Annotated in this window: 24 protein-coding genes; 15 read left to right on the forward strand and 9 right to left on the reverse strand. The window is 54.8% G+C overall.

The features are described 5' to 3' along the window. On the reverse strand, window positions 1-129 hold a 129-nt coding region (locus ACR0NW_RS06180), incomplete at its 3' end, for an FAD-dependent oxidoreductase (protein ID WP_480791520.1). Between the two features lie 561 nt (window positions 130-690). On the opposite strand from ACR0NW_RS06180, the gene ACR0NW_RS06185 reads away from it, so the two are divergent. The 8 genes from ACR0NW_RS06185 (at window position 691) to ACR0NW_RS06220 (ending at window position 9,250) form a co-directional block, all read left to right on the forward strand. After that, window positions 691-1,212: a hypothetical protein gene (locus ACR0NW_RS06185; RefSeq protein WP_170652534.1), complete on the forward strand. Its 522-nt coding sequence runs from the start codon at window positions 691-693 to the stop codon at window positions 1,210-1,212. Between the two features lie 325 nt (window positions 1,213-1,537). Beyond that, window positions 1,538-2,569 (forward strand): zinc-binding dehydrogenase, encoded by a 1,032-nt coding sequence (locus tag ACR0NW_RS06190; protein WP_480449623.1) that lies wholly within the window; start codon window positions 1,538-1,540, stop codon window positions 2,567-2,569. A 78-nt stretch (window positions 2,570-2,647) separates the two neighbouring features. Continuing rightward, on the forward strand, window positions 2,648-3,523 hold the full coding sequence (locus ACR0NW_RS06195; RefSeq protein ID WP_480449625.1) for a branched-chain amino acid ABC transporter permease: 876 nt from the start codon (window positions 2,648-2,650) through the stop codon (window positions 3,521-3,523). 4 nt (window positions 3,524-3,527) lie between these two features. Then, a complete protein-coding gene (locus ACR0NW_RS06200; protein WP_480449627.1) occupies window positions 3,528-4,625 on the forward strand; it encodes a branched-chain amino acid ABC transporter permease in 1,098 nt (365 codons plus the stop codon). Further along, on the forward strand, window positions 4,622-5,386 hold the full coding sequence (locus ACR0NW_RS06205; RefSeq protein ID WP_170652525.1) for an ABC transporter ATP-binding protein: 765 nt from the start codon (window positions 4,622-4,624) through the stop codon (window positions 5,384-5,386). Before ACR0NW_RS06200 ends, ACR0NW_RS06205 begins: the two co-directional genes overlap by 4 nt. Beyond that, window positions 5,383-6,156 carry an ABC transporter ATP-binding protein gene (locus ACR0NW_RS06210; protein WP_170652524.1) on the forward strand — a complete coding sequence of 258 codons (774 nt, stop codon included), beginning with the start codon at window positions 5,383-5,385 and terminating at the stop codon, window positions 6,154-6,156. Before ACR0NW_RS06205 ends, ACR0NW_RS06210 begins: the two co-directional genes overlap by 4 nt. 17 nt (window positions 6,157-6,173) lie before the next feature. Beyond that, window positions 6,174-8,060 (forward strand): AMP-dependent synthetase/ligase, encoded by a 1,887-nt coding sequence (locus ACR0NW_RS06215; RefSeq protein ID WP_480449629.1) that lies wholly within the window; start codon window positions 6,174-6,176, stop codon window positions 8,058-8,060. 29 nt (window positions 8,061-8,089) lie between these two features. Next, window positions 8,090-9,250 (forward strand): ABC transporter substrate-binding protein, encoded by a 1,161-nt coding sequence (locus ACR0NW_RS06220; protein WP_480449631.1) that lies wholly within the window; start codon window positions 8,090-8,092, stop codon window positions 9,248-9,250. Between the two features lie 77 nt (window positions 9,251-9,327). Here ACR0NW_RS06220 and rpsI read toward each other — a convergent pair whose 3' ends face one another. The 3 genes from rpsI to ACR0NW_RS06235 form a co-directional block, all read right to left on the reverse strand. Then, the gene (gene rpsI, locus ACR0NW_RS06225) at window positions 9,328-9,813 is read right to left on the reverse strand and encodes a 30S ribosomal protein S9 (protein ID WP_039535473.1); all 486 of its coding nucleotides are present in this window, start codon (window positions 9,811-9,813) and stop codon (window positions 9,328-9,330) included. A gap of 6 nt (window positions 9,814-9,819) precedes the next feature. After that, window positions 9,820-10,278, reverse strand: a complete 459-nt coding sequence (rplM, locus tag ACR0NW_RS06230) for a 50S ribosomal protein L13 (RefSeq protein ID WP_039536983.1) — start codon at window positions 10,276-10,278, stop codon at window positions 9,820-9,822. A 165-nt stretch (window positions 10,279-10,443) separates the two neighbouring features. Next, on the reverse strand, window positions 10,444-11,847 hold the full coding sequence (locus ACR0NW_RS06235; protein WP_170652521.1) for an aminotransferase-like domain-containing protein: 1,404 nt from the start codon (window positions 11,845-11,847) through the stop codon (window positions 10,444-10,446). 98 nt (window positions 11,848-11,945) lie between these two features. Here ACR0NW_RS06235 and ACR0NW_RS06240 point away from each other — a divergent pair, with 98 nt between their 5' ends. Then, window positions 11,946-12,173: a DUF1127 domain-containing protein gene (locus ACR0NW_RS06240; protein WP_480449633.1), complete on the forward strand. Its 228-nt coding sequence runs from the start codon at window positions 11,946-11,948 to the stop codon at window positions 12,171-12,173. Window positions 12,174-12,232: 59 nt separating this feature from the next. Here the strand turns inward: ACR0NW_RS06240 and ACR0NW_RS06245 are convergent, their stop codons facing one another. Continuing rightward, entirely contained in the window at window positions 12,233-12,676 is a 444-nt protein-coding gene (locus tag ACR0NW_RS06245; RefSeq protein WP_480449635.1) for a PaaI family thioesterase, read from the reverse strand. A 58-nt stretch (window positions 12,677-12,734) separates the two neighbouring features. Between ACR0NW_RS06245 and ACR0NW_RS06250 the strand changes: the two genes are divergently transcribed. The 4 genes from ACR0NW_RS06250 to gluQRS all read left to right on the forward strand — a co-directional run bounded on the left by ACR0NW_RS06250 (window position 12,735) and on the right by gluQRS (window position 16,609). Beyond that, the gene (locus ACR0NW_RS06250) at window positions 12,735-13,520 is read left to right on the forward strand and encodes an enoyl-CoA hydratase (RefSeq protein WP_480449637.1); all 786 of its coding nucleotides are present in this window, start codon (window positions 12,735-12,737) and stop codon (window positions 13,518-13,520) included. A 254-nt stretch (window positions 13,521-13,774) separates the two neighbouring features. Continuing rightward, complete coding sequence (gene trmFO, locus ACR0NW_RS06255) at window positions 13,775-15,115, forward strand: methylenetetrahydrofolate--tRNA-(uracil(54)-C(5))-methyltransferase (FADH(2)-oxidizing) TrmFO (RefSeq protein WP_480449639.1); 1,341 nt, start codon at window positions 13,775-13,777, stop codon at window positions 15,113-15,115. A gap of 37 nt (window positions 15,116-15,152) precedes the next feature. After that, entirely contained in the window at window positions 15,153-15,767 is a 615-nt protein-coding gene (locus ACR0NW_RS06260) for a class I SAM-dependent DNA methyltransferase (RefSeq protein WP_480449641.1), read from the forward strand. Next, complete coding sequence (gene gluQRS / locus ACR0NW_RS06265; RefSeq protein WP_480449643.1) at window positions 15,764-16,609, forward strand: tRNA glutamyl-Q(34) synthetase GluQRS; 846 nt, start codon at window positions 15,764-15,766, stop codon at window positions 16,607-16,609. Before ACR0NW_RS06260 ends, gluQRS begins: the two co-directional genes overlap by 4 nt. Window positions 16,610-16,648: 39 nt before the next feature. Here gluQRS and hisI read toward each other — a convergent pair whose 3' ends face one another. After that, window positions 16,649-17,038 carry a phosphoribosyl-AMP cyclohydrolase gene (gene hisI, locus ACR0NW_RS06270; RefSeq protein ID WP_170652508.1) on the reverse strand — a complete coding sequence of 130 codons (390 nt, stop codon included), beginning with the start codon at window positions 17,036-17,038 and terminating at the stop codon, window positions 16,649-16,651. A gap of 48 nt (window positions 17,039-17,086) precedes the next feature. On the opposite strand from hisI, the gene ACR0NW_RS06275 reads away from it, so the two are divergent. Beyond that, a complete protein-coding gene (locus tag ACR0NW_RS06275; RefSeq protein ID WP_480449645.1) occupies window positions 17,087-17,539 on the forward strand; it encodes an iron-sulfur cluster assembly scaffold protein in 453 nt (150 codons plus the stop codon). Window positions 17,540-17,599: 60 nt separating this feature from the next. Beyond that, window positions 17,600-18,238 (forward strand): MarC family protein, encoded by a 639-nt coding sequence (locus ACR0NW_RS06280; RefSeq protein ID WP_170652504.1) that lies wholly within the window; start codon window positions 17,600-17,602, stop codon window positions 18,236-18,238. A 185-nt stretch (window positions 18,239-18,423) separates the two neighbouring features. On the opposite strand, the gene ACR0NW_RS06285 is transcribed toward ACR0NW_RS06280, so the two are convergent. The 3 genes from ACR0NW_RS06285 to ligA form a co-directional block, all read right to left on the reverse strand. Continuing rightward, entirely contained in the window at window positions 18,424-18,546 is a 123-nt protein-coding gene (locus ACR0NW_RS06285) for a hypothetical protein (protein ID WP_480449647.1), read from the reverse strand. Between the two features lie 112 nt (window positions 18,547-18,658). Beyond that, complete coding sequence (gene recG, locus ACR0NW_RS06290; RefSeq protein WP_480449649.1) at window positions 18,659-20,749, reverse strand: ATP-dependent DNA helicase RecG; 2,091 nt, start codon at window positions 20,747-20,749, stop codon at window positions 18,659-18,661. Continuing rightward, window positions 20,746-22,872 (reverse strand): NAD-dependent DNA ligase LigA, encoded by a 2,127-nt coding sequence (gene ligA, locus ACR0NW_RS06295; RefSeq protein ID WP_480449651.1) that lies wholly within the window; start codon window positions 22,870-22,872, stop codon window positions 20,746-20,748. Before ligA ends, recG begins: the two co-directional genes overlap by 4 nt. Window positions 22,873-22,890 lie beyond the last annotated feature (18 nt).

Here is a 22,890-nt window from a genome sequence, read left to right on the forward strand (position 1 = left end):
ACCACTGGTCAGCTCGTCCCGCTCCAGCAGAACAACGTCGGTCCAGCCAAGCTTGGCAAGATGGTAGAGAATCGAACAACCGACAAGACCACCTCCGATAACAACGGCCTGGCAATTTTTAGTTAGCATTTCAGAAACCTTGAATTGGACGCCCCAACAAACTGTGCATCAAACTACCTAAACTGGCCTGGTGTGCCTCATGAAAACTATTCTCTAAGCGTGAATTTTCTGCCCGGTGAAATTGCTTATCCGGCTGCCAAAAACGAATTTTCCGATTACGGAAGCAGTGTGCTTCAGCGCGGTGACGGGCTGCTTTCCATTCTGCATTAACTCCTACGGAGCCGATACAGTTTAAACGCTATGACGTGCTTCCATGCCAACCCTTGCTGCGGGAGATGCCGATCTTAGGCTTAAGAAAAGCGCCCAAGGCTCGAATCCTCGTCTCTCCATCAAATTTTGGCAAACACTCGTCCTTCCCAGCCAGCAATTCCATCAGATCTGGAAATTTGTGACTAGGATTGAGCCATTATTACTTGCCGTCAAAAAGCGGCAGTATCCCGCCACTGCAACCGCGTATAACCAGCGCCTCCCGGCTCAAACTCTGGTTGTGAACAGTTTATCCGGACTTTCCCCTTTTTTTCCCTTTAGATATCAACCATCTGGGCGGCACATTTTCCAAAGGAGATCCAAATGTCGCGTGTAATCGTTATCATCGCAGTTCTCGCCGCAATTGTTGTCGGCGGCTATTTCTTTATCAACCAGCCCGAACCCACCGCAGCCGAAAAACTGCAGTCTGCAGCTGAAGATGCCGGAGAAGCCGTGAGCGAAGCGGCTTCTGCAGCTCAGGAAGCAGCCAGCGAAGCTGTGAACAATGCCACACAGCAAGCATCCGAAGCGGCTTCGTCAGTTGCAGATCAGGCGTCCGAGGCGGCGCAGCAGGCAAGTGACACCGCCAATGATCTGGCCCAACAAGCTGGCGAGCAGGTTGCGGCACTCAGCGATCAGGGACAGGAACTTCTGAACTCGTGGGTGGAAAGCGGCATGCTGACCGCAGAACAGTTCGACTACGATAAGGTCGTAGCGGCAGTTCAGGAAAGCCAGTTGTCTCAGGATATTAAGTCGCAGGCGATCAAGATTCTGGACGACATCAAGGCTGCGCCGGAAACTTTTGCGGCGAAAATCGAAGAACTAAGATCACTGTTGACACAATAATAAGCAAACGGGTCGGCGGTGCTCGCCGGCCCTCTTCTCGTCAGGGGTTTTCCGCCACGTCATTGCGGTAAGAAATTGACGGAAGCCTTGGTGGCATGTTTGCATTCAGCAAGTCACCAACCAGACTGGACATGCATTTGCACTTGCCCGCTATTCACATCCCGCTCGACGGTCCGGCAAGCCGGAAATCCACACCGAAGTTCCCGCGAGATGTCAGCCGTGCAGAAATGGTGTTGCCGTTTCAGAGATTTTGGCAAGCCCGGCCCCTTAAAATGCTGGGCTTTTGCGCATGTCTACACAGCAATCCTGATCCAAGGACAATTAAATGAAAGACGATCTTCCGTCTCAAATGTTTGCCGTTATTCAAACTCATGATGGGTATTCCAATGCGGCAACCGGTCCTACGATCGACAATGCAGCGGACTGGCTTGCTGAGGCGGAGTTGCCGTTGCCCGCGCCAGGCCCGGGACAGGTGCTGATCCGGTTGCGTGTGGCGTCCGTCAATCCATCGGATATTCACTTTATCAAAGGCGAATACGGACAACCCCGTGTCAAAGGTGCTCCTGCCGGTTTTGAGGGGTGCGGCGACGTTGTTACTGCTGGAGAAGGGGCTGAAGCGCTGCTGGGGCAGCGGGTTTCATTTATTGCCGGGGGTTCTGGTGCGTGGGCGGAATATGTACTTACGCAAGCCCGGATGTGCATCCCGCTGCGACCGGATGTTTCTGATGAAGATGGCGCAGCGCAGATCGTCAATCCGCTTACCGCAATGGCCATGGTCGATATTGCACGTGCAGACGGGGACGCTTTTGTCATTTCCGCCGCGACAAGCCAATTGGGCAAATTGATGTGCAGCCTTGGACGCGACCTTGGCATGAAGCCTATTGCGATCGTCCGCCGGAGTGAAACAGTCGAAGCACTTAAATCTCTGGGTGCTGAAGAAGTTCTGGTCAGCAGCGACCCGGATATGCCCCGGCAATTTGCGTCGATCAGCAAGGAATTGAAGCCCCGGGTGTTTCTCGACGCCGTGGCAGATCAGATTTCCGAGCAGATTTTCACCTCCATGCCCAACCGCGCGCGATGGATCTGCTACGGAAAATTGAGCACGGAGCCGCCTAAGCTGACACAGGTCGGACAGTTCATTTTCATGGGCAAACGGATTGAAGGATTCTGGCTGACCGAGTGGATGATGAACACGCCACCAGCCGATCAGATGCGCGTTGTTTCTGAAGTGCAGGCGCGTTTTGCAGATGGACGCTGGCAAACGGACGTATCCGAACACCTTAAACTTCGTGACGTTGTGTCGGGTTTGGCAGATGCGCTGAAAAAGAGTGACGGAAAGGTAATGATCACGCCATAGTAGAGTCACGCCCCCGCGAAGTGAGGAGCGCAGGGGCAGGATAAGGACGCCGGTTTTACCGGCGCAGGGAGGAAAAATTTGGACAACGTACAGCTGCTGATCAGCGGGCTGGCGAATGGCTGTGTCTACGGCCTGATCGCACTAGGTTTTGTACTGATCTACAAAGCGACCGAAGCCGTGAACTTTGCCCAGGGCGATTTCATGATGCTGGGTGCTTTTGTCACCATCGGATTGACGAATACCGAATACATGGGTCTGCCTTTCTGGCTGGCGCTTCCGATTTCCCTGGGGATCATGGGGGGACTGGGATATTTGCTCGACCGATTGATCATCCGGCGCATGTTCGGGGAAAGCCAGACCGCCGTTGTCATTCTGACCATCGCACTTGGCTTTGTGATCCGGTTCGTGGCCGGGCTGATCTGGGGACATGAGCCGCAGACTTTGCAGAACCCGCTGGCAGGAAAGGACGTCCGCTTTGGCGGGTTGGTTCTGGGGATGGAGGACGTAGCCGTTATCGTCGTTACCATACTGCTCACCTGGGGACTGTATGTTTTCTTCAGCAGAACTAAACTTGGGCTCGCGATGCAGGGTGCATCTCAGAACCAGTTGGCCGCCTATTACATGGGTGTGCCTGTCAAACGGGTTCAGAGCTTTATCTGGGCGCTGGCAGGTGTGGTTGCTGGAATCGCCGGCATCCTTTTTGCAGCCAAAGGCTCGGTTGATCCCAATACCGGACTTTTAGGCATCAAGGCCTTCGCTGCGGCGGTGATCGGTGGCTTTGGCAGCTTGCATGGTGCCCTTGCCGGTGGCCTGATCGTTGGCGTGATCGAACCATTCGCCAGCCGATATATCGCCGCTGGATACAGTCAGATTGCACCATATGCGCTGTTGCTTGCCGTGCTGATTTTCCGCCCTCACGGGCTGTTCAGCCAAGTGCGCGTGAAAAAGGTCTGAAGCGATGCGGATTGTATTCAAAACCGACTACATGCAGGATATCCGCCCCTGGAAAGACGGTTATCAGCTTAGCCTCTATCTTATTCTTCTCGCCGTGGTCGCTGCTGCGCCCTGGTGGCTGGATGAATTCTATCTTGGGGAACTGACCAATGTTCTGATCTGGGCCATTGCAGGGCTTGGCCTGATGATCCTGACTGGACATACGGGACAGGCCAGCCTTGGACATGCGGCGTTTCTTGCCTTTGGGTGCTATGCCAATGTCATTCTGGTCGAAGCGGGTGTACCCTTTCTGATCGCCTTTCCGCTGGCTGGTATCATGACTGGTATTGCCGGGGTGACAGTTGCCATCCCTGCCCTGCGACTGCACGGCATCTATCTGGCTATCTTTACGCTGGCCCTGTCCATTCTGATGGACGACATCATCGTTCTGGCCGAGCCGATCACCGGCGGCGTTGCCGGAAAATACATTGGTGGCGTCGACGTTCTAGGTTTGACAATTGACCGCTGGGGAACGCCTGATCTGTTCTATTGGCTGGTCCTGATCATCACTGTCCTTGTGACGCTTGGATACATCAACCTCCTGCGTGCGCCATTGGGGCGAAGCTTTATCGCCGTTAGGGATTCGGAAGTTTCGGCACAGGCCATGGGCGTCGACATATCGCGGACCAAAACCATCTCCTTTGCGATTTCCTGTGCGATCACGGGATGGGCAGGTGCATTGATGGGCATGTATTCCGGGGCTTTCAACAACGAAACTTTCAGCGTTGTTATCTCGATTCAGCTGCTGATGATGATCGTCATCGGTGGTCTGGGATCGATCCACGGCGCATTCTTCGGTGCGATCGTCATTGGGTTCCTGCCGCAATTCCTGTCCATATCCAAGGAATATGTCGGGGCCGTATTTGGCGGAAACACTGTCGCCATTCCCGGGCTGGAATTCGGTATATTCGGGATGATCCTGATCGCCTTCATCCTGTTCGAGCCTATGGGCATTTATGGCCGATGGTTGAAAATCCGCACTTGGTTCGAGCTGTTCCCCTTCTACCGCAAGGATATGTTCAAAAGGCAAAAATCCTACCTCAAGACGGAGCGCCTGAGATGAGCTTTCTGGACTTTGAGAATGTCACGCTAAAATTCGGCGGACTGACGGCCGTCAATGACCTTTCATTTTCTGTCAATCAGGGCGAGGTCTTTGCCATTGTCGGACCGAACGGTGCCGGAAAATCGACTGTATTCAATCTGATATCGCGCTTTTATGACCCATATAACGGATCAATCCGGTTTGACGGACATGATCTTCTGGAGGTTAAACCATCGGGCGTCGCAGCCTATGGAGTGGCGCGTACATTCCAGAACATAGAACTATTCGAACACGCCACGGTTTTGCAGAACCTTCTTGTCGGGCGGCATCGCCATCGCAAAAGCAATCTGCTGACCGAGTTGTTCTTTACCCCTTCAGCCAAACGGCAGGAAATCGAAAACCGGGAAAAGGTCGAGGAGGTCATCGACTTTCTGGATCTTCAGGCCTACCGCGACAAAATGATCGCGGGACTGCCTTATGGTGTCAGAAAAGTTGTCGAGGTCGCACGGGCCTTGGCGACGGATCCCAAATTGCTACTGCTGGACGAACCCGCGTCAGGCTTGTCGGTCGAAGAAACAACCGACATGCGGTGGTGGATCGACGACATCCGCCGTCAGATGGGCATCACCGTATTGATGGTCGAGCACGATATGGGTCTTGTTTCTGGAGTTTCTGATCGCGTTCTGGCCATGGCAGACGGTGCCAAACTGGCCTTGGGAACCCCGAGCGAAGTTCAGTCTCATCCGGCAGTCGTCGAAGCCTATCTGGGGAAAGCATCATGAGCGAACCCATCCTGAAAATCCGAAATATCGAAAGCTTTTATGGTCCGATCATGGCCATTCGGGGCGTTTCGCTGGATGTTCATCCGGGAAAGATCGTCTCGATCCTTGGCGCCAATGGCGCTGGAAAAACTACCCTGATGAAAACCGTTTCAGGCGTTATGGACCCCGAAAAAGGCACCATCACCTTTGAAAACGAAAACATACAAGGCTCGGAACCGCATAAAGTCGTGCAAAAGGGAATTGTTCACGTTCCGGAGGGACGAGAGGTTTTTCCCCTGCTGACGGTCGATGACAACCTGAGCCTCGGGGCCTATACCCTGCGAGACAAAGCCCAGATCGAACGGGACCGCGAACTTGTGTTCAACTACTTCCCGGTCCTCAAGGAACGCAGAAACCAAGAGGCAGGAACCCTGTCAGGCGGCCAGCAACAAATGCTGGCCATTGGACGCGGCTTGATGGGCAACCCGAAAATCATGTTGCTGGATGAACCCTCTCTGGGTTTGTCACCACTTCTGGTTCAGGAAATTTTCGCGATACTCAGACGCCTGAACGAAGAACAGAACATGACGATCATGCTGGTGGAACAGAACGCTTCTGCCGCTCTGGAACTGGCGCACCATGGATATGTCATGGAAGTTGGGCGCATTGTTATGGACGGAGACGCGGACGATCTGATGAAATCCGAGGATATCCAGAACTTCTATCTTGGCGTTCAGGAAGAAGGCGCGCGTGAAAACCGCCGCTGGAAACGTAAGAAAACTTGGCGATGACAACAGAGGTGAGCAAAATGGATGTAAGCACCCTGCCCCCTCAGACAGTGATCAATGGCGTGTCTTTCAACGCCACCCCCGGGCAGCGCCCCGTCAGGGTTGATGATTGCACGACAATTCCCGGGCTTTTTCAGAAACGATGCGCGGAATTGGGCACACGGACCGCGCACCGTGAAAAGGACTTTGGCATCTGGAAGACGTATTCCTGGGCGGATTATTGGCAGCACGCCAAATGGATTGGCCTTGGCTTGCGCAAACTGGGCCTGCAGCGCGGTGAGGTCGTTTCGATCCTGTCCGAAGATCGAAAGGAATGGGCCTATTTCGATATGGGCATCCAGTCTGTCGGCGGAATTGCTTCTGGGGTCTATACGACCGATTCAGCCAGTCAGCTTCGGTATCTGGTAAACGACAGCGATAGCCGGTTTCTGATCGTCGAAAACGAAGAACAACTGGATAAATACCTGGAAATCGAGGCCGATGTTCCCGGTCTTTTGAACGTCATCATCCTTGAAGACGAGGGCCTGCACGACCTTGAACATCATCGATGCATGATGATCAACGATTTGTATGAAATCGGAAAGCTGGCTGAAAAAGAGGATCCCGGGGCGTTCGATCTCGAAATCGCCAAAGCCAGCCCTCAGGACACGGCGCTACTAATCTACACATCCGGCACCACCGGGATGCCCAAAGGCGCAATGCTGAGCCATGAAAACATCATGGCGGCAATCGAAGCAGGTGCGCATCGGCTTCCCACGTTCTCAAGCGACGAACAACTTTGCTTCCTGCCGCTGTGCCATATTTTGGAACGCGATGTGTCGATCTATTTTCCGCTTGCGGCGAAAAATACCGTGAACTTTGCAGAAAATCCGGAAACGGTTTTTGCAAACCTACAGGAGGTTTCACCGGCAACCTTCACTGCTGTGCCGCGTGTATGGGAAAAGATCTATTCTCAGGTTCTCATCATGGCGCAGGAGGCCACGCCAACCGGCCGCGCGGCATTTGGCCTTGCGCTAAAATCTGGGATGAAGCGCGCCGAATACCTTATTGATAACAAACCTGTTCCCGCCATTGTATCTGCTCAGTTCTGGGTCTGGAACAGGCTGGTGCTTAGAAATTTGCGGCGCATGCTGGGCATGGACAAAATGCGGCGCGGAGGTACCGGCGCGGCACCGATCTCGCCTGAATTGTTGAAATGGTACTGGGCTATCGGAGTACCGCTGGTCGAAGGTTATGGCATGACCGAAACCTCAGGGCTGGCTACAATCAACACGCTTGAGGAAAACAGGATCGGTACGATCGGCAAGGCCGTTCCGGGCATTCAGGTCCGTATCGCCGATGATGGTGAAATACAGGTCCACGGCTTGAATACGTTCCAGGGCTATTGGCGCAATAACGAAAAAACGGCCGAGACATTCACTGCCGACGGATGGCTGAGAACAGGTGATGTCGGGCGAATGGATGACGATGGTTTCGTTACGATTACCGGACGTCTGAAAGACATCATCATCACCGCAGGCGGCAAGAATATCACGCCTGCCGAGATCGAAAGCCGCCTGAAATTCAGCCACTTCGTTTCCGATGCCGTAATAATCGGTGACCGGCGTAAGTACCTGACAGCGCTGATTATGATTGATCAGGAGAATGTCGAGAAATACGCTCAGGACAACAAGATTCCGTTTTCAAACTTTGCGTCGCTTTGCGCCGCCAAGGAGGTGAAACAGCTGATTGAAGACGAGGTTAAGGCAGTGAACAAAGAATTCGCGCGGGTTGAACAGATCAAGGATTTCCGCCTGATCGATGTGCTTTTGACAGCCGAAGACGAGGAATTGACCGCGACAATGAAACTGAAACGAGGGTTTGTCGAAAAGAAACACGGACATCTGATTGAAGATATGTACAAATAGTGCCGGGATTACCCAAAGGGAGGAGAAACATGAAAACTATGATCAAGCGGCTGACAGCCGCCACTGCATTGACGGCGGCTGCGACCCTTGCCAGCGCGGAAACGCAGGGCGTGACCGACGAAGAGGTGATAATCGGATCGGTTAATGATCTCAGCGGGATTTTTGCGGCTGTTGGTGTACCAGCCGTGAAAGGTGCAAACGTCGTATTCGACCGGGTGAACGCAGATGGTGGTGTGCACGGTCGAACAATTCGCTACGTAGTCGAGGACAACGGATATCAGATGCCGCGCGCGATGCAGGGCTATAACAAGCTGCTGAATCGCGACAAAGTGTTTGCCATGCTGCAAAGTCTTGGCACGCCGATGAACCTGGCGGGCTTCAAACTGCTCGATCCCAAAGGGATTCCGAATGTGGCGCCGTTGTCGGCTGCACGTCAGATGCTGCAGGATCCCGTGGACAACAAGTTCACGTCTTTCTCAAGCTACTATGACCAAAGCCGGGTCGGCGTGAAATATCTGGCCGAAGAGTTTGGTGCCGAAAAAGTCTGCACCATGTATCTGCCAACCGATTTCGGGAAGGAAATCCTCGAAGGTTCAAAAGCTGGCGCGGAAGAGGCCGGGATCACCTTTGCGGCCGAAACCACTCACAAACCGGATGAGACGGATTTTGTCGGCTCACTCAGCAAGCTCAAGGAAGAAGGCTGTGACATCGTCACCATCGCTCTGGGTGTGCGGCAGGCCATCACCGTGGTCGGGACCGCTAAGAAAATGGGCCTGGATGACATGAAGTTCATGGGAACATCGGCCAGTTTCCTGACAGTGGTCGCTCAGGTGCCCGGCGGCGTAACTGACGGGTTCTATTCGGCAGCCTCCTGGCAGGACCTGTGGGCGCGCGCGGATGAGCCTGCTCCGAAAGCATTCATCGAAGAGTACAAGGCTGCCACAGGCGAAGACCCGGTTGGCTTTGCCATGTTGGGCTATGCAGCTGCCGAAATGATGGTCAAAGCGCTAGAGGCCGCAGGCCCGGACCTGACACATGAGAGTTTCATCGCTGCGATGGAGTCGCTTGATTATCAGGACGATCTTGTCGGCAACCACATGACCTTTGGGCCGGACGACCATCAGGGCGCCGATACCGTTTACGTCAATCTGGTCGAAGGCGGTGCGTGGAAGAAGGTCCACGAAGAGTAACGGCCGGAATTTCCGTCCTTACAACAAAAAAGGGCTCGCAATCGCGAGCCCTTTGATTTTGTGCACTCGGCAGCGAATTAACGCTTCGAGAACTGGAACGAACGACGCGCTTTGCGCTTACCGTATTTCTTACGTTCCACAACGCGGCTGTCACGGGTCAGGAAGCCAGCGGCTTTCAGAGCGCCACGCAGGCTGGGATCGTACAGTTGCAGCGCTTTCGAGATGCCGTGCTTGACCGCGCCGGCCTGACCCGTCAGGCCACCGCCTTTGACGGTTGCAACAACGTCGAATTCACCTTCCACACCGGCAACCTGAAACGGCTGGCGCAGGATCAGCTGCAGAACGGGACGTGCGAAGTACTTGTCCTGGTCCTTGCCGTTCACGGTGACCTTGCCGGAACCCGGCTTGATCCACACGCGGGCAACAGCGTCTTTACGCTTGCCGGTGGCATACGAACGGCCCAGCTCGTCACGTACGGGTTCGCGCACGATGACTTCTTCGGCCACGGTTTCAACGCCTGCGACGGCGCTCAGCTCTTCGAGAGTATTGATCTGATCAGCCATCGGTCATTAGCTCCGGGTGTTTTTCTTGTTCATGGACTTGACGTCCAGAACTTCGGGGGCCTGGGCTTCGTGCGGGTGCTCGGCACCGGCATAAACGCGCAGGTTGGTCATCTGCTGACGCGCCAGACGGTTGCCCGGCAGCATGCGCTTGACCGCCTGGGTCACGACGCGCTCGGGGTGTGCACCCTCGAGGATCTGCTGCTTGGTGCGCGACTTGATGCCGCCCGGGTGACCAGTGTGCCAATAGAAGTTCTCTTCGCGCTTCTTGCCGGTCATCTGGATTTTGTCAGCGTTGATCACGATGACATTGTCGCCCATGTCCATGTTCGGGGTGAACGACGCTTTGTGCTTGCCACGCAGGCGCATGGCGACGATCGAGGCAAGACGGCCCAGAACAACGCCCTCGGCGTCGATCAGGATCCACTTCTTGTCGATGTCTGCAGGTGTTGCAGAAAAGGTTTTCATGGCAGGATAGTCCTGTTTGATGTGAAAGACCGGTCGGCATAAGCGACCGGTCCGAATTCGATGGAGCGTATTTAGATGTGTGACAATGCAACGTCAAGCGCAGCAATCCAAATATAATTTAGCAAAATCAGCATATTATAAATTGGGTATTATATTACCCCACATTTATACGCTGATTTGCTCGGGTGGATTGTCGAGTAGCGCCCGCAACCGAAGCATGGCGTCCTCGAATTGCTCCAAGGTGACATGCCCGTTCATCGCAATTCGAACTGCGTTGGGCGCACGACCATCGCGCAATGCAAATTCATCGGCGGACCTTAGTTGAATTCCCTCCCTCTCAGCAGCTCGACTAAACGCCGCTGAACGCCAACCGGATGGCAGGCTCAGCCAAACAAAGGGAACTTCGGAATCCCAGTTCAAATCAAACCCGCCAAGTGCATTTACTGTCACCCGAACGTACTCTCCCATCTTCGTCCTGACATCACGGGCCAGTTGCTGTGCCCGGGGATCGCTAAGCAACAGCCTTGTTAGTTCTGCCAGGGGCTGTGCCAGACCGAAATACCCGTATTCGGCGGACCTCCGCAAATCACCGCTCCGCTCTTTGGGGGCGATCGCAAATCCAACACGCAAGGCCGGCGTCAGCGTTTTTGAGATGGAAGACACATGCCATCCCCGCTCGGGCGCCAGCGCCCTGTAACTCGGAGCCCGTGCCTCACCCATACGGTAACAGTCATCCTCGACAATCTCGACATCATGACGCCGAGCGACCTCAACGACTTCTTTGCGTCGCTCCAGCGGCGTGTGACCACCGGTTGGGTTTTGCACTTCTGGGGATACGCAAATTGCCTGTGCAGGTGTCTGACGCAGCAGATGGTCCAACGCCTCGGCGCTGATCCCCCACTTATCCATTTTGACACCGATGACATCTGCTCTCATCAGCTCTCCGGCCCGACGAAATCCGGCGTATGACAGATCCTCGACCAGAACAACGGGTTTCAGCCCCTTCAGAATGGTTTGGAAAACCACACAAATGCCGCTTTGACCGCCGTGGGTCAGAACAATGTCGTCGGCGGTCACGCCCCCCAACGGTAAATGCGACAACCAATCAACGACCGCCTGCCGAACCGGCACGTAGGCATCGCGTGTTGGATAGTTCATGAACATGCGCGGATCGCCTTGGGCGACCTTAGCCATGCACTCCCGGATCAGCGAAACCTGCCCCACATCTGGCAGACGCGGACTGAACAAGCTGACACTGTCGTCATGTTTGTCGTCGCGAAGGTGCAGCTGTCGCGACCAGACATCGTCAAGTATCGGAGATTTTGGTGGGGCAACAAATGTACCACGTCCAACTTCTGCCTGTAGCAACCCTTCATCAGTGAGAATCGTGTAGGCCCTTGCGACGGTACCCGGAGTAATTTGCAGTCGATACGCAAGTTCGCGCACGGGTGGAAGCTTAACACCAACCTCCAAATCTTTGTTTTCGATTGCTTTTCGTATCGTATCTGCAACCAGGGTGTACTTTGCCCCCTTTGCTTTGGGTAACGCCTCAGGCCAAATTGTATCCATTACAATTCTTTCTTTGAATTTGGGACAATTCCGGGTGTACCAATGCCTTGTATCGAAACACCCAACTTTGTGTCAATACAATTGAAAGGAATTTTGACATGACACGCGCAATGCACAACCCCGCCCTGATGTTGCTGAACACCAGCCCCCGGCTGCCAGTGGTCGCCCTTCTGGCAGTGCGCTTTGCTGCGGTCATCACAAAATGGGAACAACGCCGCCGCAGCCGAATTAATCTTGGCCGACTGGATGACAGGCTGCTTATGGACGTGGGCCTGAGTCGGCCGCAGGCCAGAAACGAGACACGCCGTTACTTCTGGCAGGTTTGACATATCCCCAGTCCCGTAAGGGACCTCTTCCCTGGCCGGGGTTTTTCCCCGGCCCTTTTTTATCCGGTTAGGGCTGCCGCCGACCCCTCGGGGGGAATCGAGTAGGTCATTGTTGCCCGGGCGACCGGTTTCTCTGATCCCACCGAAAACATCAAAATATCGCCCACCGCCAAAGTGCGTCCCAGTTTGAGTAACCGGCACTGCGCAATCATCTGAGATGATCCGTCAGGCTTGCGCATGAAATCCATGGAGCAACTGGTAGTAACGGCCAGCGCTTTTTTTCCCAACCTTGCAAGAACCATTGCGTACACGCAGACATCGGCCAGCGCGAACATCGACGGCCCGGACACAGTCCCTCCTGGGCGCAAGTGGCGCTCGGCGGTAAGCAGGCGCATTGTTACCGAATCTTCGGTCAGATCATCGATGGCAAAATCTTCTTTGACCTGCGGAAACACCACGGCCATGTATTCCGACAACTCTTCTTTGGTCATGGCCAACGACATGCTTTCCCTCCTGACATTCCAGCCCTAGAGTTGCCCTGACTGATATGGGGAGAGCAAGATGACAATTCTGGAACGTAACGACACAGATGCTATCGCCCATCTGCAACTGAATACGCCGGATCGCCTGAATGCCTTAAGTGACGAGATGCTGGCAGCGCTACAATCGGAACTTGATGCCCTGAAAGAGGACCGCGCGATCCGGGCTGTGATTCTGTCGGGGGCAGGAAAAGCCTTTTGTGCCGGCCACGACCTCAAGCAAATGACAGCTGGACGGCAGGCTGAAGATGGTGGGCAGGCCTATTTTGCAGATCTGTTCCAGCGTTGCGCACGAGTAATGATGTCGATTCAGTCCCTGCCCCAACCCGTTATTGCCCAAGTACACGGCATCGCCACGGCCGCCGGTTGCCAGTTGGTCGCCACCTGCGACTTGGCCGTAGCTGCCGAAGGCACCAGATTTGGCGTAAATGGTGTTAATATCGGACTGTTCTGCTCGACCCCGATGGTCGCACTCAGCAGGAACATCCCGCGAAAACAAGCGTTTGAAATGCTGACTACGGGGGAATTTATTGAAGCTAACCGCGCAGCAGAACTTGGCCTGATCAACCGTGTCGTACCCCATGACACGCTGGAAAGCGAAACCGCAGCGTTGGCTGAAAAGATTGCGGCCAAACTTGGATCGGCCGTCAAGATAGGTAAACAGGCCTTTTATCAACAGCTCCAGATGCCTTTAGATCAGGCCTATGCCTATACCGGAGGCGTAATGGCCGAAAATATGCTCTTTCGCGAAACCGAAGAAGGAATCTCGGCTTTTATCGAAAAGCGACCGCCAAATTGGAAGCAATAGATCAATTGTTTCTGCAAAATGTGTCGATTGTTCGCATTTTTGCACTTCCCAAAACGGCAACACTGTGGCAATGCTTGGACAAGGTTAGTACCTTGAACGTACTTTTGGGTCGCCGTGGGCGGAAGGTCCCTCCAAGCTGGTCTCTCTCACCGGCGTCGACATTCCCGCAGCGGCGACCCCAAGACTTCCCTTACAAGCAGCAATGAATGAGCATGGCGTTGCGTATTCACGCACGCTGCCCTATGTGGCTGCCCATGACCGAGACATTACATATCGTTGGCGGCGGCATGGCCGGTTCAGAAGCCGCATGGCAGGCCGCCGAAATGGGCGTGGATGTAGTCATCCATGAAATGCGACCCAATGTGGGCACCTTCGCGCATCAAACCGGCAATCTGGCGGAAATGGTATGCTCTAACTCGTTCCGTTCTGACGATGACGAGCAGAATGCCGTTGGACTGCTTCACTGGGAAATGAGGGCGGCGAACGGTTTGATCATGAATTCTGCCGACGCGCATCGCCTACCAGCTGGCGGCGCACTGGCCGTCGACCGTGATCCGTTTTCGGAAACCGTAACCGCAAAACTGCGCGCCCACCCGCGTATTTCGGTGACCGGTGAAGAAGTCAGCAACTTGCCTGACGACGGTAAATGGATCTTTGCCACGGGCCCCCTTACCTCCCCATCTCTTGGTGAAGCGATCCGCAAGGAAACCGGCGCCGAATCCCTTGCCTTTTTTGATGCCATCGCACCGATCGTCTACGCTGACAGTATCGACATGACGCAGGCGTGGATGCAGTCACGCTATGACAAGGGTGAAACAGAAGAAGAGCGCACCGCCTATCTCAATTGCCCCATGAACCGGGATCAGTACGAGGCGTTCATTGACGCCCTGCTTGCCGCTGATAAGACGGAATTTCACGAAGGCGAAACTGCCGGATACTTTGACGGCTGCCTGCCCATCGAAGTCATGGCCGAGCGCGGACGGGAAACCCTGCGCCACGGGCCGATGAAACCCGTGGGCCTGACCAACCCCCACCAGCCGGATGTCAAACCCCATGCCGTCGTCCAACTGCGGCGCGACAATGCGCTGGGAACCTTGTTCAATATCGTCGGCTTCCAGACCAAGATGAAATATGGAGCACAGACCGAGGTTTTCCGCATGATCCCCGGTCTGGAAAATGCCGGTTTTGCGCGCTTGGGTGGAATCCATCGCAATACTTTCATCAACTCCCCCACATTGCTCGACGCGCAAATGCGGCTGAAATCCAAGGCCAACATCCGCTTTGCCGGTCAGATCACCGGCGTTGAAGGTTATGTGGAAAGCGCGGCGATGGGATTGCTGGCGGGCCGTATGGCTGCTGCTGAAATCCTGGGCCGGTCTCTGGCTGACGTTCCTCAGGACAGCGCCATGGGCGCGCTGATCCACCACATCACCGGCGGAGCCGAGGCCAAAACCTTTCAACCGATGAATGTCAACTTTGGTCTGTTCCGCCCGGTCGATGGGCTCAAAGGGGGACGTCGCGGTCGCAAGGATCGGTACAAGGCTTATACAGACCGCGCCAAGGCCGCATGGACCACGTGGCTGGAACAATGCTGACTGGACGGCGCGCGTCCGAAGCGCCTAACATGGTGGCATGAGTGACAAATTCCTGAAAGACACTTACGACCTCTCAACTCCGCAGGAAACCCGTGCGCATTATGAAAAATGGGCAGACTCCTACGATAGCGAGGTCGGCGAGCATGGCTATGCCACACCGGGGCGGGTTGCCGAGGCGTTGTGGTCGAAAATGCCCGAAGCACAGACCCCAATTCTGGACTATGGATGCGGTACCGGGTTGTCCGGCGTCGCCCTGAGCAAGGTCGGTTTCGAAGTTATCGATGGCTTAGACCCAACACCACAAATGTTGGAAGGCGCATTGGCCAAAGGTGTCTACCGGACTCTTTCTACATTTGAAATCGAGGACCCCGACCCGCTGCAGCAAGGCGCCTATAAAGCAATCACCGCCATAGGGGTAATCGGTGTCGGCGCAGCGCCGCCAGAAACCTTTGACTTGCTGATGAATGCGTTACCCAAAGGTGGATTGCTGGCCTTTTCTTTCAATGACCACGCGCTGGCTGATCGTGCTTATTCCGGGCGTCTCAATGATTGGCTGGATATGGGGTCGGCGCGTTTGCTGTTTCGGGAATACGGTCCACACTTGCCAGGTATGGACTTGAAGTCCGACGTTTACGTTGTTGAGAAAACGTGAAATTCATCACTCGATTTGCTCCATCGCCTACAGGTCCACTTCATCTTGGACATGCCTATTCGGCGCTTTTGGCTGCAGACATGGCACGCGAATCTAACGGGCGCTTCTTGTTGAGGATCGAAGATATCGATCAGTCACGATCACGCATCCAGTGGGAAAATCAGATTTATGATGATCTTGGCTGGTTAGGGCTTTCCTGGCCATCTCCCGTTTTGCGTCAATCAGATCGGCTCCACAGATATGGCCAGGCTGTAAAGCAATTGACGGAGATGGGACTTGTCTACCCGTGCCGCTGCAACAGGGCAGATATCAAGGCAGCCGCTGGGGCTCCGCAGGAGGGTGCTCCTCAATTCGGCCCGGATGGCCGAATTTATCCCGGCACTTGCCGCAAGCGCCCGTTGTCTGAAGCATCCGCAAACGAGGCCTTGCGCCTCGACATGCAAAAAGCGGTCGATTGCGCAAACTTGCGGTCCTTTGAAGAAACAGGTCCTGCTTACTCAGGAAAGCATCAATTGGACCCGGAAACACTTGTTCAGGCAGTTGGAGATATTGTTCTTGTCCGTCGTAATATGGCGGGCTCGTATCACTTGTCAGTTGTGGTCGACGACGCCGATCAGAATATCACCCACGTTGTACGCGGCGAAGACATGTTCGAGGCGACGCAGATACACGTCCTGCTGCAATCCCTGCTGGACTTGCCGACCCCGGTTTACCATCACCACCCCCTCATCCGCGACGAAAACGGTAAACGACTGGCAAAACGGGATGATGCGCGGGCGATTCAGAAGTATCGCGACGAAGGCGCCACGCCTGAAGACGTCAGAGCGATGGTCGGGCTTTGATCCCGGTTTCAGGCCCCTCGCCTTGCGTGCAAATCAGTGTCACACCATCGGGGCCATAAGCTCGACTTCAGCCCCGTCCTGCACCGAAGTATAGAAACAACTGCGCCGGTTTGTGTGGCACGCCGGACCTGTCTGGCGAACAAGTACCAACAGGCAATCCCGATCGCAATCAACACGGAAATCAATCAGCTCCTGTACGTGGCCTGACGTTTCCCCTTTGACCCAAAAGGATTTACGTGAACGCGACCAATAGGTTACCCGGCCTGTTTCCAGCGTTCGCACCACTGCTTCCGCATTCATCCATGCCATCATCAGGACGTCTCCGCTGGTATGATCCTGAGCAATCGCGGGGATCAGGCCTGCTTCGTTGTATTTCAAAGTCGAGGGGTCGAATGGCACGAAAGTCGACATGGTAAAAACCTTTTGCATCCTTCATCGTGACCACTATGTATGGGGAACAGACAACGAGGGAAACCCATGTCCGGCGAGACAGATCTGATAAAGCTCTATTCCGGTCGCATTCTAGCGCTTGCGGCCGATATCCCGCATCTGGACCGGCTGGAAAACCCCGATGCGACGGTCAAGAAACGCTCACCTCTGTGCGGCTCGACTGTCACTGTGGACATTAAGGTCGCCGGTGATAAGGTCACCGAGTTCGGGCAGGACGTCAAAGCATGTGCATTGGGTCAGGCATCAGCTTCGGTCGTTGGTGCCGCGATTCTGGGGGCAACACGCGCGCAGATCGAAACGGCCCGCGACCAGTTGAAGAATATGCTCAGAAACGACGGACCGGCGCCCGATGCCCCGTTTGACGGGCTCGAAGTTCTGATGCCTGCGCGTGACTATAAAAACCGTCATGCATCGATCCTGCTTGCGCTCGAGGCCACGGCCGAGGCCATGGAAACAGCAGAACAGGCCAATTGCGCCTAAGCGTGGCAATCTGAGACAAACGCGACTAATCTCCCTTTAATTTCAGAGGGGGATTTTGTTTTGCATAGTTTGCTTGAGCACTTCGTTACACTTTGGGTCGTGATAGATCCGATCGGAACGATCCCCGTGTTCATTGCGGTAACCGCTGGTATCGAAGCGTCGGCACGCCGCCGCACGGCTTTGTTGGCGGCCGCAGTCAGCGCCGGTGTGCTGCTTTTCTTTCTGGTGTTCGGACAGCTTCTTATCGAAGCGCTGGAAATCGGCTTAAACTCGTTTCAGGTCGCTGGCGGTATCATTCTGTTTCTGTTTGCCCTGACGATGATTTTCGGAGAAAGCAAACCCGATACAGAGCAGCGGCAAGCAGAAGAAGAATCCCAGGCCGATCCCCACAAACCCAATCCGGCAATCTTTCCCTTGGCAGTTCCATCTTTGGCGTCACCCGGTGCCATGCTTGCCATCGTTATTCTAACCGACAACAACCGCTATAGCGTTGCCGACCAGGGGGTTACAGCGCTGGTCATGCTCGCCGTGATTGCAATTGCGTATGTTCTGATGTTGCTAGCAGATCCAATCATTCGTCTGATCGGCCATTCGGGATCGGCGATCATCAGCCGTGTGATGGGAATGATCTTGGCTTCGGTTGCTGCCAATTCCGTTTTGTCCGCTTTGCTGGAAATCATCAAAACGGGCCAGTTATAAAAAAAACCGCCGCTTCTCCCGGGCGGAGAGAGCGGCGGCAGGTATTGCGTTTCTCGCGTGGGGTCCGGATATCCGCACTGGGGCCGAGGCAAGGCCCCTCAAGGAAAACGGGACAGGTAAGTCATCCTTGAAACAATGGGGAAGACAGGCGCGGATTCAGCGGCACGAGATCGCAGGCAGAAAAGTCAGAACCCCGCAGGCATGTGTAGTGCAACAACAAGCATGACCACCAAAGACGCCACACCGACAGCATCCTGAAAAAGCGTGCTCTGCGAACGGCTGAAGGCTGTCTTGATCTGGGTCAGCATGGTCTCACCTCCGGTCAGGGTTTAATCATTTGTTGACCTTTTGTTCTCATATTTTTCCAGTTCGGTAAAGAACTTTTTGAGAACATTTGCGAACTTTTCAGCTACATATCCCCTAACCCACTGAAATCAAACGTATCGCCTGATCCTGTTTCATTAACCACAAAAGGGTGCGGGCCGCCTTTCCGCGACCCGTGGTTAATTTGGGATCAGATGCCAGCAAAGCCCGAGCATCGGACTGCGCGACGGCCATTAAACCGGCCTGACGTTCAAGATCAGCAACACGAAATTTCGGAAGGCCGGACTGCGCGGTTCCAATCATGTCACCGGCACCTCTCATTTCCAGATCGGTCTCGGCTATGCGAAATCCGTCCTCCGTCTCACGCAATACTTCCAGACGTCGACGTCCTCCTTCACTAAGCGGTGGCTGATACATCAGCAAGCACGTGGATTCGGCATCCCCACGACCCACACGACCGCGCAACTGGTGTAATTGGGCAAGGCCAAAGATCTCGGCCCGCTCGATCACCATGATTGATGCGTTCGGGACGTTTACCCCAACTTCAATTACGGTTGTGGCCACCAGAACCTTGGTTTCCCCAGATTGGAATGCAGCCATTGCCGCATCCTTTTCCGGCGGCGGCATTTGTCCATGCACAAGCCCGACGATGCCGTCCCCCAGAATGGCCCGCAGGCGTTTGAACCGTTCTTCGGCCGCAGTCAGATCAGAGACCTCGGATTCATCAACCAGAGGACAAACCCAATAACATTGCCGCCCGTCCTCAATCGCTCTCTTCAGATGCGCGACAACTTCATCGATGCGTTGCGTACTTAGAATTGCAGTCCGGATTGGCTTACGACCTGGCGGTTTTTCGTCCAGCACAGAAACGTCCATGTCTCCGTACTGTGTCAGTGCAAGACTGCGCGGAATGGGCGTGGCAGTCATCACAAGCACATCTGCTGCCACCCCCTTTTCCGCCAATTCCATACGCTGCCGAACACCAAACCGATGTTGCTCGTCCACTATGGCGATGCGAAGATCATGGAATTCGACATCACTCTGGAATACTGCATGCGTTCCAACCAGGATGTGAATGTTTCCACCTTTCAGCGCGGCGAGCTTTGCCTTGCGTTCGGCACCTTTGTCGCGACCGGTCAGGATTTCCAACACGACCCCGGCCTCTTCTGCCAGCGGTCGGAGACCTTCCAGATGCTGACGCGCCAAAATTTCGGTCGGCGCCATCATGACCCCCTGCCCGCCAGCTTCAACCGCAACAAGCAAGGCTATGAAAGCAACCAAAGTTTTTCCCGCGCCCACATCTCCCTGCAGCAAACGGTTCATCCGCGATTCCAATGCCATATCTGCAGCAATCTCATCGATGGCCCGCAACTGCGCGTTGGTGGGGTGATATGGCAGGCTGTTCAGTACTTTCGACTGCAGCTTTCCTGACCCCACGCTTGCCGTTCCCCGCGCCTTTCTTTCCCGCTGCCGTGCTAATCCTAGCGTCAGTTGGTGGGCAAAGAACTCGTCATATGCCAAACGCTCACGCGCAGGCGCCGTAAGTGCAACGTCATCAGCGCCTTGCGGTGCGTGTCCGGATTGGATTGCCCCAAGCCAGTCAGGCCATTTCATTTTGGCCACCTGGGCAGGATCGATCCACTCCGGCAAATCCGGGGCGCGTGACAATGCGCTGCGCGCCGCCTTAAAGGCCGTTTTCTGGGTTACGCCCTGTGTCAGATGATAGACCGGTTCGAACTCAGGGATTTCACTTGCCTCCTCAGGTGGAAGGACGTGATCGGGGTGCACCATCTGGGCCATTCCATCGAACAGTTCCAGTTTACCGGAAACCACCCGGCGTGCGCCCTGCGGCAAGATTTTTTTCAGATAATCCCCTCTGGCATGAAAGAAAACCAGCTGGAATTCGGCCCGCGCGTCTTCAACGTGAATGCGATACGCGCCGCCCTTCGTTCTTGGTGGGCGATGCACTCCGACAGTGACTTCAACGGTCAGGGTTGATGGCAGATCAGCACCCTGAATGGTATCCCTGCGGCGTCTGTCTACCACGGCGTAAGGCAGTGAAAACAGAACGTCCCTAGGCGTTTCAATATCGATCTGCGCTAACAGCCTGGCTGTTTTTGGCCCCACGCCGTCCAGTGTTTCAAGCTTGGAAAATAGCGGAAATAGTGATTCAGGCCGCCCGCTCATACATCCCCGATCAGCTGCAACCAGCCGTCCTCATCCAGTGTTTCGATGCCCAGCTCTGCGGCCTTTTTCGCCTTTGAACCCGCCCCCGGACCGGCAACCAAGATATCAGTTTTCTTGCTGACCGAGCCCGAAACCTTGGCCCCTAACGCTTCGGCCCGCGCCTTGGCTTCCGCGCGCGTCATTTTTTCAAGGGTCCCCGTGAACACCACCGTTTTCCCGGCGACCGGACTTCCGGACGTATTTGGGCGTTTGGCCTCCTGTACATTGAGCATTGCAACCAGTTCATCAATGCTCTCCCGCTCGGCCGTTTGCGCAAAGGCCGAGACAAGCGCGTGTGCCATAACCTCGCCCACGCCATCAATTGCCAGAAGGTCCTCCCATTCGGGGCCTTCGAGACCTTTTGCGGCTGTAATGCACTTTTCGAACTCGGACCATGTACCATAGTGGTTCGCTATCAAGTTCGAAGCGGCCTCACCCACATGACGAATACCCAGTGCAAATAGCAGCCGGCCAAATGAAACGGTGCGTTTCTCCTCTATCGCCAACCACAGGTTGGACGCACTTTGCGCACCCCACCCCTTACGGTTGGCGAGCTTTGTCAGGTTGGCACCATCACGTTCCTGCAACGTAAAGATATCTGCTGGCGCCTTTATCGGAAGGTCCGGGTCATCATAGAACATTTCGATCTGTTTTGCCCCCAGCCCTTCGATGTCGAACGCCTTGCGGGATACGAAATGTTTCAGTTTTTCCATTGCCTGTGCCGGGCAGATCAACCCGCCAGTACAGCGTCTTACGGCATCCCCTTCTTCCCGTACGGCATCACTACCGCATTCGGGGCACTTTATCGGAAAATCAAAAGGGACTGCGCTCTCCGGACGTTTGGACAAATCAACATCGGCCACTTTGGGTATTACGTCGCCCGCACGGTATACCTGGACCCAATCACCCACCCGGATGTCCTTGCCGCCGCGAATTTCCTCCCCCTTAGAGTCCTTTCCCGCGATATAGTCCTCATTGTGAAGCGTTGCATTTGATACAACAACGCCACCGACAGTCACTGGGTGTAGACGCGCCACCGGGCTCAGCGCGCCTGTTCGACCAACCTGAATGTCAATTGCCTCCAGTTTGGTCCAGGCGAGTTCAGCCGGAAACTTGTGCGCAATTGCCCATCTGGGTGTGGTCGAGCGAAACCCGAGCCGCGATTGCAGTGTCAAGTCATTGACCTTGTACACAACACCATCAATATCGTAGCCCAATGTGGAGCGCTGCGCTTCAATCCCTGCATAGTGATCCAGCATCTCGCTTGTCGACGCACATAGCCGTGTCAGTGGGTTGGTTTGAAACCCAAACTCCTGTAAACGCTCGATCGCTTTGAATTGTGTGGCCGCAAGGCGTTCTGACACGTCTCCCCATGCGTACGCAAAAAAACGAAGTGGCCGCGCACGGGTGATCTCGGCATCCAGTTGCCGCAATGATCCCGCAGCAGCGTTGCGCGGGTTCGCAAAGGTTTTTCCTCCAACATCGGCTTGTCGCATATTCAGCGCGTCGAAGTCTTCGTGGGACATGTAGATTTCGCCACGAACCTCCAGCACATCTGGCGCGCCGAAGATTTGTTTGGGGATGTCCCCGACTGTCCGGGCATTAGCAGTAACGTTTTCCCCGACCTCACCGTCGCCACGGGTTGCGGCCTGTATCAACTCGCCTTTTTCGTATCGCAGCGACAACGAAAGCCCATCAATCTTTGGTTCTGCTGTATATGCCAGTTCGTCATTTTCAGTCAGCCCAAGATATTTGCGAACGGATTGATCGAAATCGACCACGTCCGCATCATCAAACGCATTTCCGAGTGACATCATGCGCACAGAATGTGTGATCTTGGAAAATCCGTCCGCAGGGCGTGCGCCAACCTGTTCTGAAGGACTATCACTCCGCTTCAGGTGCGGGAAAAGGTCCTCGATCCGCTGATTGCGCAACTTCAGCGCGTCATATTCGGCATCAGAAATCTCGGGTGAATCGTCAGTGTGATAACGCTCATTGGCACGGCTGAGCAGGTCGGCCAGGCGCTTCAATTCGTTATGCGCCTGCGCTTCGGTAAGTTTCTCAGCGGGAATCGTATCGCTCATGGCCTCGCCCTATCACTT

It is taken from the genome of Ruegeria sp. CF5, from assembly GCF_056537325.1.